Raw genomic sequence first — 13,544 nt, 5'->3', positions numbered from 1 at the left:
TGCTAAACCCGAGAATCACTTCCGGGCAGCCGAGAGGACGTCGATGACCGCGAGCGCAGTCCAGGTGGCCGACACCGCCCGCTATCCGCTCTCCGAACCGGGAAGCCCGGCCTGGCGCGAAATCGTCGCCCGCACCCGCGCCGAACTGCGGGAAACGGGGTGCAGCGTCTTGGCCGACTTCATCCGCCCGGAGTTGCGCGACGTCCTTCGCCGCGAAGGCGCGGAGATCGCTCCCGAGGCGTACGCGAAGGTCGAACGCGTCAACGCCTACAACACCGCCATCGACACTCCGCTGCCGGAAGACCATCCCGGCCGCACGATCATGGAACGCGGCAACGCCTTCGTGGCGCGCGACCAGATCCCGGCGACCGCGGTCATCCAGCAGCTGTACTCGAGCCGTGAGTTCCAGCGGTTCGTCGCGGACTGCTTCGAGCTCCCCGAGCTCCACGAACTCGCCGATCCGCTGTCCGGACTGGTGCTCAACGTGATCGAACCGGGCCGCTCGCATCCGTGGCATTTCGACACCAACTCCTACACCGTCAGCATGCTCACGCAGGAGGCCACCGACGGCGGGGTCTTCGAATACTGCCCGAACATCCGCTCCGAAGCGGCGGAGAACTTCGACGACGTCCGTGCCGTTCTGGCGGGCGAAGGGGATCACCTGATCCGGCGGCTCACTCTGCGTCCTGGCGATCTTCAACTCTTTCGCGGACGCTTCGCGCTTCACCGCGTGAGTAGTGTTCAAGGGTCAGTCGCCCGCCATTCCGCGATCTTCGCGTACAGCGAGCGTCCTGGGGTCATCGGCAGTCCGGAACGGACGAGACAGCTGTTCGGCCGGGTACTGCCGGAACACGTCGCTTCGGCGACCGTCCGGGGCGATCAGCTGCTCGACTAAGTCAGGAGCTTGGCCCGTGCCTTTGGATTCGACCGGCAAGATCTCTTTCGATCACATCTACACCGAGCCCGATCCGCGTGCCTTCTTCGGCACCTTGCGCAGGCTGGACTACGGCATCCCCCAGCAGGCCAAGGCCTACTTCGCGAAACTGATCGACGAGTACCGCGCCGAGCAGGACGTGAAGGTGCCGACGGTGCTCGACCTCGGCTGTTCCTACGGCGTCAACGCGGCGCTGTACCGGTGTGACACCTCGATGGAGGAACTGTACGACCACTACGCGGGCGTCGAGTCGCTGAGCAGGGACGATCTGATCGCGCACGACCGGCGGCTGGTCGAGAGGCTCGCCGTCGGGGACGGGGTCCGTTTCATCGGACTCGACACCTCCGCGCCCGCTCTGGACTACGCGCTCGCCGCGGGTTTCATCGACGAGGCGATCCACGCGGATCTGGAGAACGAGGAACCGACCGAGGAGCAACGCGCGCTGCTGGCCGACGTCGACATCGTCATCTCGACCGGCTGCGTCGGCTACGTCACCGAGAAGACCCTCGTCCGGATAGCGCGGGAAAACCGGCCCTGGATGGCGCATTTCGTCCTCCGGATGTTCTCCTACGATCCGGTCGCCACGAGCCTCGGCCGGCTGGATTACGAGACGACCGGGGTCGACGGCGTCTTCCGGCAGCGGAAATTCGCGTCGGAAGAGGAACGGACGCAGATCCTGGACAACCTGTCCGTCGCGGGCGTCGACCCGCGTGGGCTGGAAGACGACGGCAGGCTGTACGCGCGGCTGTTCGTCTCCCGCCCGAACGGCGCGGCGGGCGGGCTCGCCTCCGCACTGAACGCCCTTCCCCTTCGAGATCAAGGATGATCGTGAGCAGTCCGGAACTGTCCACCCGCACGTTCGGCAACGAGGACGTCCTGCCGCGGGTTCCCGTCCCCAGCCTGGAGGACACCTGTCGCCGGTTCCTCGAGTGGTGCTCGCCGCTGCTCACCCCCGGCGAGCTCGCGGAAACCGAAGGCGCCGTCGCCGAGTTCCTCGCGGAAGGGAGCCCCGCGCACGAACTGCAGAGCGCGCTCGAGGCGTTCGACAGCCGTGAAGACGTCCGCAGCTGGCTCGACACCTTCTGGCCGTACCGCTACCTCGGCCGCCGAGACCGGATCGCGCTCAACGCGAACTTCTTCTTCCTGTTCACCGAATCCCCCTTGGGACAGCTGGAGCGGGCGGCCGAACTGGCCGCGTCGGCGGTGGACTACAAGCTGAAGCTCGACGAGGAACTGGTGCCGCCGATCGTGCTGCGCGGGCAGCCGCAGTCGATGGTGCAGCACAAATACCTGTTCTCGGCGACGCGGATCCCCGGCGCCGTGCAGGACACCGCGCGCACGCCGTACCGCGAGGACTGGGAAGGGCCGTCGAGGGCGCGGCACATCGTGGTCTTCCACCGCGACACCCCGTTCCGGATGGACGTCATCGCGCCCGACGGCCGCCCGTACTCCCCCGAACAGCTGGTCGCGGGGTTGCAGGTGATCGTCAAGTCGGGGAACTTCGTCGAGGATCCGGAGACCGCCGCCGGGCATTTCACCACCAAGGCCAGGGCGGAGTGGGCGGCGACGCGCGAGGCGTTGCTCGCCGCCGGGAACGCGGCCGCGCTCGACGACATCGAGACGGCGCTGTTCTGCCTGTGCTTGGAGGACTTCACCCCGGCGGACACGCAGGAAGCGTGCGACAAGCTGCTGCACGGCGACAGCGGCAACCGCTGGTTCGACAAGGCCGTCTCGCTGATCGTGTTCGAGGACGGCACGGCGGGGATCAACGTCGAGCACTGCGAACTGGACGGGACCACGATCCTCGGGTTCACCGACGCGCTCCTGAGCGGAACGCGGCTGGAGCGGGCGCCCGCCGACGGTGTCCCGGCGTCCGAGGTCATCGAGTTCGTCCTGGGTGACGCGCTTCGCGAAGACGCGCGCGCCGCTGCGGCGTCCTTCGCCGAGTACGCCGGCGCGACAGCTACGAAGACGGTGTCCTTCACCAACTTCGGCGCGAAGCGGGCGAAGGAGCTGGGGATGTCCCCCGACGGCTTCGCGCAGATGGCGTACCAGCTCGCGCACAAACGCGCGAAGGGGATCACCGGCGCGACGTACGAATCGATCGCGACACGGCAGTACCGGAACGGGCGCACCGAAGCGATGCGGGTGGTGACGCCCGAGGTGCACTGGTTCGTCAAGACGATGGACGACCAGAACGCGGACCGGCAGACGCGGCAGTCGGCCTTCCGCGCGGCGGCGGCGAAGCACGTCACGCGGGCGAAGGAGTGCCAGGCGGGCGAGGCGCCGGAGCAGCACCTCTGGGAGCTGCAACTGATCCAAAAGCGGCGCGGTGTCGAGGGATCCCCGGCGCTGTACTCGTCGCCTGGCTGGCTGAAGATGCGCGACGACTACCTGAGCACCAGCTCGGCGCCGTCGGTGAACATCCAGTACTTCGGCTTCGGGTCGACCAGCCCGCAGTGCATCGGCATCGCGTACGTGCTGCTGCCGGACAGCCTCAACATCTACCTGTGCACACCGAAGCACGTGGCACACGAGATGGAACTGTTCGCGACGGAACTCGCCACCGCCGTCGAAGAACTGCAGGAGTTGCTGGCCTGAACTCGAACGGGTCGGTCCAGGTGGTCGTGAGTGTCCGGGCCCACTGTGACCGGCCCGTTCGTCGGGCTCGAAGGCGTGACTCGCGTGATCAGACCCGTAACTCGCGTGATTGGCTGCCGCACTCGGATGTACGGCGTCTGATCACGCGAGTTCCGTCTCTGATCACGCGAGTTCCGTCTCTGATCACGCGAGTTCGCCGTCTGATCACATGAAACCGCCGCCCGTGCGGGTCGATAGGATCCGCGGGTGCTGGGGAAAGCGATCTCAACGGTGTTGGCGACGGCGTTGGTGGCGGCTGGGTGCAGTACCCCGCCACCACCAATGCCTGTCCCGCCGACGGTCCACACTCCCGTGCCGGGCGAAGTCGAACCGGCGGGCTGTCTCGGCACCGGTGTCACGGTGAAGTCGGGGCCGGTCGACGCCGCTTTGGGTCACCGGGCGATCGTCCTGACCTTGACCAACTGCGGCACGACAGCGCGCACACTCACCGGCTATCCCGAAGTCCGCTTGCTGGACAAGGAAAAACGCCCGATGACGGTCGAGGTCGAGCACGGGACTTCGTATATGGCGATCGATCCCGGCGCCGCGCCGCAGACGGTCCAGCCCGGCGGGACGCTGCTGTCGGTGGTCTCGTGGTCGAACACCGTCACCGTGGGTTCGCCGGAAGCGGGCGCCTATGTGACCGTCGCGGCGGCGAAGGGCGACCCGGAGCAGCGGATCACGGTCGACACCGATCTCGGCACGACCGGCAAGCTGACGCTCACGGCCTGGAACCCGAAGATCAAGAACTGATCTTTGTGACGAGACCGCACGGCATCGCCACGGTTCGGCACGAAGTCTCCTGAACCGCGGCAAGGCCCGCTTACGATCGGTGACGAACTCGATCTTGGGGGACCTCCATGCCGCGCATCCTGCTCGTCGAAGACGACGAGGCCCTGGCTGAAGCGCTCACACTCGCGCTGAAGGCCCTCGGGCACGACGTCGTCGTCGCGCCGACCGGGGAGCGGGCGCTGGACGCGCTGTTCACCGACCGGCTGGACCTCGACTTCATCCTGCTCGACGTCATGTTGCCCGGGATGGACGGCTTCGAGGTCTGCCGCCGGATCCGCGCCCGCAGCAGGCTGCCGCTGGTCCTGCTAACGGCCCGCGGCGATCCGATCGACATCGTCGCCGGGCTGGAATGCGGTGCCGACGACTACGTGGTCAAACCCGCCGAACCGCGGGTGATCGACGCGCGGATCAAGGCGATCGGCCGTCGGGCGGTCACCGCTCCGGGGCCGTCGCCAGGGATGCTGCTGGTGGGGCGGCTGGAGATCGACGCGGGCGCGATGAGCGTGACCCGCGACGGCGTCGAACTCGCGCTCACCGCGACCGAGATCCGGCTGCTCGTCGAGTTCGCGGAGCATCCGAACCAGGTGCTGAGCAGGCAGACGCTGCTGAAACGGGTCTGGGACTACGGCTACGTCGGCGACTCCCGGATCGTCGACGCGGCGGTCGCGCGGCTGCGGGCGAAGATCGAGGACGATCCCGCGAATCCCGTCGTGCTGAAGACGGTGCGCGGGCTCGGCTACCGGCTGGTGGGCCAGTGAGGCGGCCGTCGTTCGGGCTTCGGACGAAGGTGACCGCGGCGGTCGTCCTGGTGACGACGACGGCGACCGCGGTGATGGCCTTCACCGCGTCGAAAGTGCGGGAAGACGACGCCGTCGACAGTTTCGTCTACACCGCCGAGACGTCGTTCGGCGCCATGTTCGAGCAGTCCTGGCGGGGCCTCGAAGCGATCATGGACAACAGATCCACCCTGGAAGGGTTCGCCACCATGATGACCGGCAAGACCGGGGAGTGGGCGCTGTTCGCCAAGTGGCCCGATGGCCAACCCGACCTCGTGACCTTCGCTTCGACCGATCTCTGGTACCGGGCACAGCCCGTGCCGGTGCGCGTCGCCGACCGGCTGGGGCTCGTGGCGTCGGTCAAGGACCGGGTGCTGGTCCGTACGGGCAAGACGATGGACCTGCTGACGGCGATCACCGTCGACCCGCAGACCGGCAGGCGGCTTCTCGTGGTCAGCGGCAACTTCGTCGACTACTGGCTGGTGCAGTTCTTCGACCTCACCCCGCTCGACATCGATCTGGCCGAACAGCGGAAGAAGCTGGTGTACATCGCTCTCGGCGTGGCCGCGCTCGGTGTCGTCGCGGCCCTGTTCACCGCATGGAACATCCAGCGGCCGGTGCGCCGGGTCGCGTCCGCCGCCCGCGATCTGGGCGACGGCGCCTTCGACGTCCGTGTCCCGGTGAAGGGCCGTGACGAACTCGCCGAGCTGGCCAAGTCTTTCAACACGATGGCCGATCGGGTCGGCGTGGCGATCGAGGACCTGCGCGCCAAGGACCGCCAGCAGCAGCGGTTCGTCGCCGACGTCGCCCACGACCTGCGGACCCCGCTCGCCTCGATGGTCGCCACGGTCGACACCCTCGACAGCGCCACCCCCGAGACCCGGACCCGCGCGACCGAACTGCTCGGCACGCAGACCCGGCGGCTGGCGAGGCTCGTCGAGGATCTGATGGAGATCTCCCGGTTCGACGCGGGCTCCGCGGACTTCCGGCCGGAACCGGTCGAGTTGCCCGAGCTGGTCGAGGACGCGATCGAGGTCAGCGTGCCGGGGGCCGCCGTCGAGGTGACGAGCATCGGGGACACGACCGTCGTCGCCGACCCTCGCCGCGTCCACACCGTCGTGAGCAACCTCCTGGTCAACGCCGTCCGGCACGGCCGGACCCCGATCACCGTGACCCTGGAGGGCGCCGCCGACGCCGTGACGATCCGGGTCGCCGATTCCGGGCCGGGGGTTCCCGGGGAACTGCTCCCGATCCTGTTCGACCGGTTCGTGCGGGGTGATCACGCGCGGCGGGCGACCGAAGGCAGCGGGCTCGGGCTGGCGATCGCCCGGGAGAACGTGCTGATCCACGGCGGCTCGCTGGCCGTCCGCAACGACCGGGGCGCGGTTTTCACCGTGCGTCTTCCACGGGTGTCACCAACGTGAGCCCACGCGGCTCGTAGCCGTCGAAGTACGGCATCGGGACGTGCGTGAGGATCAGGAACAGCGCGGTCAGGACGGCCATCTGCGGGAGCTTCAGTTCGCGGCGGCCGAGCCAGAGCCACAGCACGACCACGAAGTCGGTCACCAGCAGGAAACCCCAGCGGGCGTCGTCCCAGCCGCCGAACGCGAGCAGCACCGGTGCCGCGATGGCGGCGACGGGCGCCGCGGCCGTGAGCGAAGGCCGGTGCAGGACCAGGAATCCGCCGACCACCACGATCGCGATCGGCACCAGATACAACAGCACGTGGGTGATCGAGTACATCCGCCAGCTCTCGGCCTGCGTGCGCCCGAAGAGGTTCAGCGCGTCGACACGGTAGGCGAAGTCCACTGTGGACAGTTCTCGCCCGAGCTTGGCGACGGCGCCGGGAGCGACGGGCGGCAGCGCGAGGATCAGCAGGCCGAGCCCCGCGCCCGGGGCCAGCAACGCGCAAGCGCGCCGGAACGGGAACCGCCGCAGCAGGACGAAACCGAACACCGGCAACACGGTGAGCAGTGCGATTTCGTGCACCGTCACCGAAAGCGCCATCATCGCGCTCGCGAGCACCGGCCGGTTCCGGTGCAACGCCCACAACGCGCCGAACAGCAGCAGGTACAGCATCTGGTCGAAGTAGCCGACTTCGTGGAACAGATAGCCGCCGGTCGGCAGCAGGAGCCAGGCGACGATCAGCAGCCGCCGGCTTTCGGTACGGCTGCGGAAGAACGCGATCGCCACCGCCGTCAGCAGCGCGCCGAGGACGAGGAAGCTCGCGACCGCGAAGACCAGGTAGTGCTGCCCGAACGGCTTCAGGAGCGTGCCGACGAGGAAACGCCGGTGGAAACCGTCGGTGAGGGAAACCGTTTGCAGGGTCGCCGCCCAGGTCCCCGGCAGCCGGAGCCCGGTGTACGCGGCGACACCGGCGGCGATCGCGAACAGCGCCGTGATGCTCCGCCGCGGGGTTTTCTCGAGAACGGGAGCGAGCGCCCGTTCGAGCAAGGTGGCCATGACGCCAAGCTAGGAACGGATCATGCGAATCCCGTGATAATCGCGCGACAGTTCCGTCATGGCTTTGTTACATGATTGTCGAGGTGAGGAACGCCTGGTCGGCCCCGTCGGCGACGAACGCGGTCCGCGCCTTGCCGTTCATGGGCAGCTCGCAGGAACGCCACTGCGCGCCGGACGCCTCGACGATCTCCGGGAACGTCCGGACGACCGGCGCCGGATCGGTGTGGACGGCCGCGTCTTCCGGCGGTGCCGGGTCACAGGCCGCGATCAGGACGACCGCGGCCGTGCTCCCCAGCGTCTTCCCCATGGAGCGCATGGGGACATCTTCGCTCAGGCGGTGAGCTTCAGGATGTCGATTCCGCGAGTGTTGTCGGCGACGTAGACGTAACCCTTGTGCCAGTAGGGCGCCCACGCGCTGGCGTCCGCCGGGCGGAAGTAGGCGATCTGCTTCGGGTCGGTCGGATCGCTGACGTCGAGGAACCGCGTGCCCTGCGTGTAGAACGATTGCACGAGGACCTTGCCGCGGACGTCGAAGTAGTGCGCGGAGCAGTCGCCCGTCGCCGGGTCGCTGCCTTCCTGCCCGGCGACGCTCCAGGTGCCGACGGACTTGAGGCGGAACGGCTTCTCCGGCGTCGAGCGCCAGCCCTCGCCGTTGTAGGAGTTCTGCAGCGACGAGATCGTCAGCACGCCGTCACCGGCACAGCCGTCGAGGAAGCTCTCCTCGGTGGCGTAGATGAGATCCCGCCCACGCCAGCGGTTCGACTCGGCACCGTCGGCCGAGCGGTGTCCGGACGGATGGAAGCTGTTGTGCATGAACTTCGACGGCGCCGCCGTCTCCTCGATCCCGCCGCCCGCGTAGGGCACCGGTTCGAACGCCGTCGCGCGACGGACCTTGCCCAGTACGGGATCGCGGTGGTAGCCGCTGGTCCAGTAGCCACGGACGCCGCCGCGCCCGGACACCCACGCCACACCCTCGTCGTCGACCTGGACGTCGTGCACGTAGTCGGTCTTGCCGTCGTTGCGCGCGAGTTCGATCGGGTTCGGGAACGTCTTGGGGTTGCGCGGATCGCGGATGTCGGTCACCCAGATCGGGCGGCCGCCCCAGTCGGCGGGCTGGTTCGCGGCCTTCGCCGGGCCACCGGTCCAGAGGTACCGGCAGTCGTCGACGCAGCTCGTCGTGTGACCGGCGGGCACCTTGGTGTAGCTCAGGATGGCCGGTTTGTCCGGGTTCTTCAGGTCGATGATGTAGATACCGGACTCGCCGGTCTGCGTGGTCCCGCCGTAGGCCCGCGGATCCCGCGCGAGGAACACGAGCTTGCGTTTGACGTCGACCTCGGTGTCTTCGGTTTCCCACAGTCCGGGAAGGCTGACCTCGCCGATCAGCTTCGGCGCCGTGGGGTTCTTCGTGAGGTCGTAGACCTTCAGGCCGAACTCGCCGGAAACGGCCATGACGTCGCGGTGGCCGTACTGCAGGAAACCCATGGCGATGGCGCCCTGAGCGTCGGGCACGTTGCCGACGGCCTTGACGTTCTTCACCGCGCCGGGTGCCCCCGAGACCCGAACCTTCTCACTCGCCGGCTTGTCCTCTTCACCGCAGGCGGCGGCGGGCAGGCCGGTGGCGATCAGGGTCACGGTGACCGTGGTGATCGCCAAGCATGAACGTAGCAACCAGTTTCCTCGCACAGAAACCTCCCAGGCTGGTCCCCACACCCTATGATCACCACTTTGCCCGCACAACCGCCGATGGTCGGTGCGGAACTGCTATGACATGACCATGCGCTTGCGTCTTCTGGTCCCGCTCCTCGCCGCCGCCCTGATCGCCGCGGGCTGCACGGAATCCGGCGAACCGCCCGCACCGGACGTTCTTCGCGTGGGGCTGTCCGCGCCGGTCTCGACCAATCCCGCGGACGTCCGCGATCAGGCGGGCAGGCTCGTCACGAGCGCGCTGTGGACACCGCTGGCGGACTACGACCCCGCGACGGGGAAGGCGACACCGCGCGCGGCCGAGTCGATCGTCAGCACCGACCGGATCACCTGGACGGCCAAGCTTAAGGACGGCGGGAAGTTCCACGACGGCACCCCGGTCACCGCGCAGTCCTATGTGGACACCTGGAAAGTCGTGGCCCGGGAAAGCTGGGCGGCTTCGCGGGTGCTGAAGGATCTCGTGCGGGCCAAGGAGATCACCGCGCCGGATCCGCTGACGATCCGGCTCGTCCTCGACCGGCCGTCCGGGCAGATCCCCGCCTTGCTCTCCTCTCCCGCCCTGGTCCCGCTGCCCGCGTCCGTGCTGGCTTCGCGTGATTGGGCGGGGTTCGCCCGACGGCCCATCGGCAACGGACCGTTCCGCTTGGACGGGGACTGGCTGCCATCAGGCGGCAAACTCGTCCGCGTGGCGGACGCGGCGGGCAAGGCGCGCGTGATCGAGCTGAAGACCGGGGACGCGGCGGCGCAGTACGACGAGGTCAAGGCCGGGAAGCTCGATCTCTCCACCGCAGTCCCGGGCGATCGTCACGAGGCCATGCACACGGATTTCGCGCAGCGGCACGTGATGTGGGCGCTCCCGAACGTTTCCTACCTCGGTTTCCCGTTGACCGCTCCGCACTTCTCCGACGCGACCGTCCGGCACGGCTTCGCGCTCGGGATCGACCGTGCCGCGCTGGAGGCCGGCGTCCTCGGCAAGCAGGCGGACCCGGCGAAGTCGCTGCTGCCGCCCGCCGTCGCGCCCGGCGAGCGCAGCAGCACCTGCCGTCCGTGCACGTTCGACGCGGAGGCGGGGAAGTCCCTGTTGAGCCAGGCGGAGTTCCCCACCACTCCTGTCCACTTCGGACAGTCCCAGACGCGCTGGCAGGGACCGCTGGCCGAACAAGTCACCAAGGCCGCCGGTGTCCCGCTCTCCCCGGAGCCCGGCGAGGGACCGTTCGCGATCGACGTGGATCTCGCGACGCCCAGCCCGCAGGAGGTGCTGGCCAAGATCGTCGAGTTCACCGGTTACTCCAGTGACGGGTTCGCCGACCTGCTGAAATCGGCCGAGGAGACCGAAGCCGCCGACAGCGGCGAGGTCTATCGCCTGGTGGAGAACCAGTTGCTGCGGGATCTCCCGGTCGCGCCGCTGTGGTCCGGGCACGGGCACGCCGTCTGGGCGGACCGGGTCGGCGACGTGAAGGCGACGTCGTTCGGGAGCGTGGACCTGTCAGCGGTTTCCGTGCGGTGACCCGAGCGTGCACTCCCCCGCGACGACGTCGATGAAGGCCGAGGTCAGCGGGTCGGGCGTGCTCCGGCAGTAGGCGGCGAGCGTACGCCGGATCGCCGGTTCGGGCCGCAGGACCCGGCCGTGGAAGCCCTCGGGCAGCACGTTGGCCGGGACCAGCGCGGGACCGAGGCCTGCCGCGGCGAGCACCGGGGCCGCCGCGCTCTGTTCGGTCCGGACGGCGGCCCGCGGCTGGAATCCCACCGCGGCGCAAGCCTGGTCGACGAGATCGGCGAGGCCGTTGCCCGGCGCGTAATGCACCCACGCGCAGTCGGCGAGGGTCGCCAGGTCGACGACGCCGGTGCCGTCGTCCTCGCGGGGCCCGTCGATCGGCAGGACGACGACGAACTCCTCGGTGCCGATTTCGCGCACCGGCCCGTCCCAGCCCGGCGGGACCGGGCCGACCGCGACGTCGGCCTCCCCCGCCGCCATGGCGTCCCGGAGTTCGTCCGCGTGCCGGAACTCCACCAGCCGGACGTCGACGTCCGGCCGTTCCCTGCGCCACACGCGCAGCGCCGCGGGCAGGACACCGAGGCCGACCGAGTAGACCGTGGCGATCTGCAGTTCCCCGGCTTCCAGCCCGGACGCCTGCCGGGCGGCGCACCGGGCGCGTTCCGCGTCGGCGAGGGTGGCGCGGGCGTGCGGCAGCATGGCGCGGCCCATCGGCGTGAGGCGGACGCTGCGCGGCAGGCGTTCGAGCAGCGGGCCGCCGACGCCCTTCTCCAGCGCGCGCATCTGGTGCGACAGCGCGGGCTGCGTCACGTGCAGCAACTCCGCGGCGCGGGTGAAGGAGCCGGTGTCGACGACGGTCACCAGGTACTCGAGCTGCCGCAGGCTGGTCATGAACTCAGCTTATCGGAGCGGTGAGATCTATGCCTTGGACTTATCTCGACCGCCGGGCCAAGCTCGGTGACATGAACGAAGAACGCAAGGTCGCCCTGGTCGCCGGGGCCAACGGGGTCATCGGCAAGAACCTGATCGCTCATCTCGAGACCCAGCCCGGCTGGCGGGTCATCGGCCTGTCACGGCGCGGCGGCCCGGGTCAGATCGCCGTCGACCTGCTCGACGCGGACGACACCCGCGCGAAGCTCGGCGGCCTGGCCGACGTCACGCATGTCTTCTACGCGGCTTATGTCGACAAGCCGACCTGGGCCGAACTGGTCCCGCCGAACCTGGCGATGCTGACCAACCTCGTCGACGCGATCGAGCCCGCCTCGCCCGGCTTGAGCCACATCAGCCTCATGCAGGGCTACAAGGTCTACGGCGCCCACCTCGGCCCGTTCAAGACCCCGGCGCGCGAAGACGACGCCGGCCACATGCCGCCCGAGTTCAACGTCGACCAGCAGCAGTTCCTGGAACGCCGTCAGGCGGGGAAATCCTGGACCTGGTCGGCGATCCGGCCGTCGGTGGTCGGCGGAACCGCGCTGGGCAACCCGATGAACCTCGCGCTGGCCATCGCCGTCTACGCGTCGATCTCGAAGGAACTCGGCCTGCCGCTGCGTTTCCCCGGCAAACCCGGCGCGTACAACAGCCTCCTGGAGATGACCGACGCCGGACTGCTGGCGAAGGCCACCACCTGGGCCACCGGCTCGACGAACGAGGCGTACAACATCGCGAACGGCGACCTGTTCCGGTGGAGCGAACTCTGGCCGAAGATCGCCGCGTACTTCGAGCTGGAGGTGGCGCCGCCGCTGCCGATGTCCCTCGACGTGGTCATGGCGGACAAGGAAGAGCTGTGGGATTCCATCGCCGCGAAGTACGGCCTCGAGGTGCCGTACAGCGCCGTCTCGTCGTCTTGGGGCTTCGCCGACTTCGTGTTCAGCTGGGACTACGACATGTTCGCGGACGGCTCCAAGGCGCGGCGGGCCGGCTTCCACGAGTACGCCGAGACCTCGGCGATGTTCTTCCGGCTGTTCGACGAGTTCAAGAAGGCCAAGGTGATCCCTTAGCCCCGCCCGATGTAGGGCATCGTGGTCGCCGTGATGGTCAGGAACTGGACGTTCGCGTCCAAGGGCAGTCCGGCCATGTACAGCACGGCGTCCGCGACGTGCCGGGAGTCGAAGGTCGGCTCGGCCTTGACGCCGCCGTCGGCCTGCGGGATGCCGTCGGCCATCCGCAGCGTCATCTCGGTGGCGGCGTTGCCGATGTCGATCTGTCCACAAGCGACGTTCCAGGCCCGGCCGTCGAGGGAGATCGACTTCGTCAGCCCGGTGACAGCGTGTTTCGTCGCGGTGTAGGCCACGGACGCGGGACGCGGCGCGTGTGCGGAGATCGAGCCGTTGTTGACGATCCGGCCGCCGCGCGGGTCCTGCGCCTTCATCAGCCGCACGGCCTGCTGCGCGCACAGGAACATCCCGGTCAGGTTGGTGTCGACGGCGCGTTTCCAGTCCGCGAAGGACAGTTCGTCGACCGTGCCGCCCACCGACACGCCCGCGTTGTTCACCAGGAGGTCCAGCCGCCCCCACTCCGCGCGCACCGTCTCGAACAACGCGGCGACGGAATCGGGGTCGGCGACGTCGGTGGGCACGGGAAGCGCTTTCGCGTCCCCGCCCGCGGTCTCGGCCAGCGCGTCCGCGCGGCGGCCCGCGAGCGCGACCCGGTAACCCGCGCCGAGTAACGCCCGGGAGATCTCCCTGCCGAGCCCGGAGCCCGCCCCGGTGACGACCGCGGTCTTGCCGTTGCCCATCGATCC

Annotated in this window: 13 protein-coding genes; 8 read left to right on the top strand and 5 right to left on the bottom strand. The window is 68.8% G+C overall.

Annotation, left to right across the window (positions count from 1 at the left end):
* Positions 1–43 precede the first annotated feature (43 nt).
* From HDA45_RS30380 to HDA45_RS30355, 6 genes are all read left to right on the top strand, one after another.
* Positions 44–895: a HalD/BesD family halogenase gene (locus HDA45_RS30380; protein WP_184901077.1), complete on the top strand. Its 852-nt coding sequence runs from the start codon at positions 44–46 to the stop codon at positions 893–895.
* Positions 896–911: 16 nt separating this feature from the next.
* Complete coding sequence (locus HDA45_RS30375; protein WP_343072193.1) at positions 912–1,760, top strand: class I SAM-dependent methyltransferase; 849 nt, start codon at positions 912–914, stop codon at positions 1,758–1,760.
* Positions 1,757–3,535, top strand: a complete 1,779-nt coding sequence (locus tag HDA45_RS30370; RefSeq protein WP_184901075.1) for a choline/carnitine O-acyltransferase — start codon at positions 1,757–1,759, stop codon at positions 3,533–3,535. The genes HDA45_RS30375 and HDA45_RS30370 overlap by 4 nt, the downstream gene beginning before the upstream one ends.
* A gap of 351 nt (positions 3,536–3,886) precedes the next feature.
* A complete protein-coding gene (locus HDA45_RS30365; protein WP_343072192.1) occupies positions 3,887–4,327 on the top strand; it encodes a DUF4232 domain-containing protein in 441 nt (146 codons plus the stop codon).
* Between the two features lie 107 nt (positions 4,328–4,434).
* The gene (locus HDA45_RS30360; protein WP_184901071.1) at positions 4,435–5,124 is read left to right on the top strand and encodes a response regulator transcription factor; all 690 of its coding nucleotides are present in this window, start codon (positions 4,435–4,437) and stop codon (positions 5,122–5,124) included.
* Positions 5,121–6,566 carry a sensor histidine kinase gene (locus HDA45_RS30355; protein WP_343072191.1) on the top strand — a complete coding sequence of 482 codons (1,446 nt, stop codon included), beginning with the start codon at positions 5,121–5,123 and terminating at the stop codon, positions 6,564–6,566. The genes HDA45_RS30360 and HDA45_RS30355 overlap by 4 nt, the downstream gene beginning before the upstream one ends.
* Here HDA45_RS30355 and HDA45_RS30350 read toward each other — a convergent pair.
* The 3 genes from HDA45_RS30350 to HDA45_RS30340 all read right to left on the bottom strand — a co-directional run bounded on the left by HDA45_RS30350 (position 6,532) and on the right by HDA45_RS30340 (position 9,273).
* Positions 6,532–7,605 (bottom strand): hypothetical protein, encoded by a 1,074-nt coding sequence (locus tag HDA45_RS30350; protein WP_184901069.1) that lies wholly within the window; start codon positions 7,603–7,605, stop codon positions 6,532–6,534. The two genes, HDA45_RS30355 and HDA45_RS30350, sit on opposite strands and share 35 nt — an antisense overlap.
* 67 nt (positions 7,606–7,672) lie before the next feature.
* Positions 7,673–7,921 (bottom strand): hypothetical protein, encoded by a 249-nt coding sequence (locus tag HDA45_RS30345; protein WP_184901067.1) that lies wholly within the window; start codon positions 7,919–7,921, stop codon positions 7,673–7,675.
* A gap of 14 nt (positions 7,922–7,935) precedes the next feature.
* On the bottom strand, positions 7,936–9,273 hold the full coding sequence (locus HDA45_RS30340) for an LVIVD repeat-containing protein (RefSeq protein WP_184901065.1): 1,338 nt from the start codon (positions 9,271–9,273) through the stop codon (positions 7,936–7,938).
* Between the two features lie 100 nt (positions 9,274–9,373).
* Between HDA45_RS30340 and HDA45_RS30335 the strand changes: the two genes are divergently transcribed.
* The gene (locus HDA45_RS30335) at positions 9,374–10,816 is read left to right on the top strand and encodes a peptide ABC transporter substrate-binding protein (RefSeq protein WP_184901063.1); all 1,443 of its coding nucleotides are present in this window, start codon (positions 9,374–9,376) and stop codon (positions 10,814–10,816) included.
* On the opposite strand, the gene HDA45_RS30330 is transcribed toward HDA45_RS30335, so the two are convergent.
* A complete protein-coding gene (locus tag HDA45_RS30330) occupies positions 10,796–11,695 on the bottom strand; it encodes a LysR family transcriptional regulator (RefSeq protein WP_184901061.1) in 900 nt (299 codons plus the stop codon). The two genes, HDA45_RS30335 and HDA45_RS30330, sit on opposite strands and share 21 nt — an antisense overlap.
* 71 nt (positions 11,696–11,766) lie before the next feature.
* Between HDA45_RS30330 and HDA45_RS30325 the strand changes: the two genes are divergently transcribed.
* Positions 11,767–12,801, top strand: coding sequence for an SDR family oxidoreductase (locus tag HDA45_RS30325; protein WP_184906203.1), 1,035 nt, complete (start codon positions 11,767–11,769; stop codon positions 12,799–12,801).
* Here HDA45_RS30325 and HDA45_RS30320 read toward each other — a convergent pair.
* A complete protein-coding gene (locus HDA45_RS30320; RefSeq protein ID WP_184901059.1) occupies positions 12,798–13,538 on the bottom strand; it encodes an SDR family oxidoreductase in 741 nt (246 codons plus the stop codon). The two genes, HDA45_RS30325 and HDA45_RS30320, sit on opposite strands and share 4 nt — an antisense overlap.
* Positions 13,539–13,544: the final 6 nt, after the last annotated feature.

Source organism: Amycolatopsis umgeniensis, assembly GCF_014205155.1.
In the GTDB taxonomy this organism is placed as follows: domain Bacteria; phylum Actinomycetota; class Actinomycetes; order Mycobacteriales; family Pseudonocardiaceae; genus Amycolatopsis; species Amycolatopsis umgeniensis.
The sequence above is the reverse complement of the archived record's forward strand: the minus strand, read 5'-3'. Positions and strand labels throughout refer to the sequence as shown.

Coding starts and splice junctions, on each gene's coding strand:
- HDA45_RS30380 (WP_184901077.1), top strand. CDS start 44: ATGACCGCGAGCGCAGTCCAGGTGGCCGACACCGCCCGCTATCCGCTC.
- HDA45_RS30370 (WP_184901075.1), top strand. CDS start 1,757: ATGATCGTGAGCAGTCCGGAACTGTCCACCCGCACGTTCGGCAACGAG.
- HDA45_RS30360 (WP_184901071.1), top strand. CDS start 4,435: ATGCCGCGCATCCTGCTCGTCGAAGACGACGAGGCCCTGGCTGAAGCG.
- HDA45_RS30350 (WP_184901069.1), bottom strand. CDS start 7,605: ATGGCCACCTTGCTCGAACGGGCGCTCGCTCCCGTTCTCGAGAAAACC.
- HDA45_RS30345 (WP_184901067.1), bottom strand. CDS start 7,921: ATGCGCTCCATGGGGAAGACGCTGGGGAGCACGGCCGCGGTCGTCCTG.
- HDA45_RS30335 (WP_184901063.1), top strand. CDS start 9,374: ATGACCATGCGCTTGCGTCTTCTGGTCCCGCTCCTCGCCGCCGCCCTG.
- HDA45_RS30330 (WP_184901061.1), bottom strand. CDS start 11,695: ATGACCAGCCTGCGGCAGCTCGAGTACCTGGTGACCGTCGTCGACACC.
- HDA45_RS30325 (WP_184906203.1), top strand. CDS start 11,767: ATGAACGAAGAACGCAAGGTCGCCCTGGTCGCCGGGGCCAACGGGGTC.
- HDA45_RS30320 (WP_184901059.1), bottom strand. CDS start 13,538: ATGGGCAACGGCAAGACCGCGGTCGTCACCGGGGCGGGCTCCGGGCTC.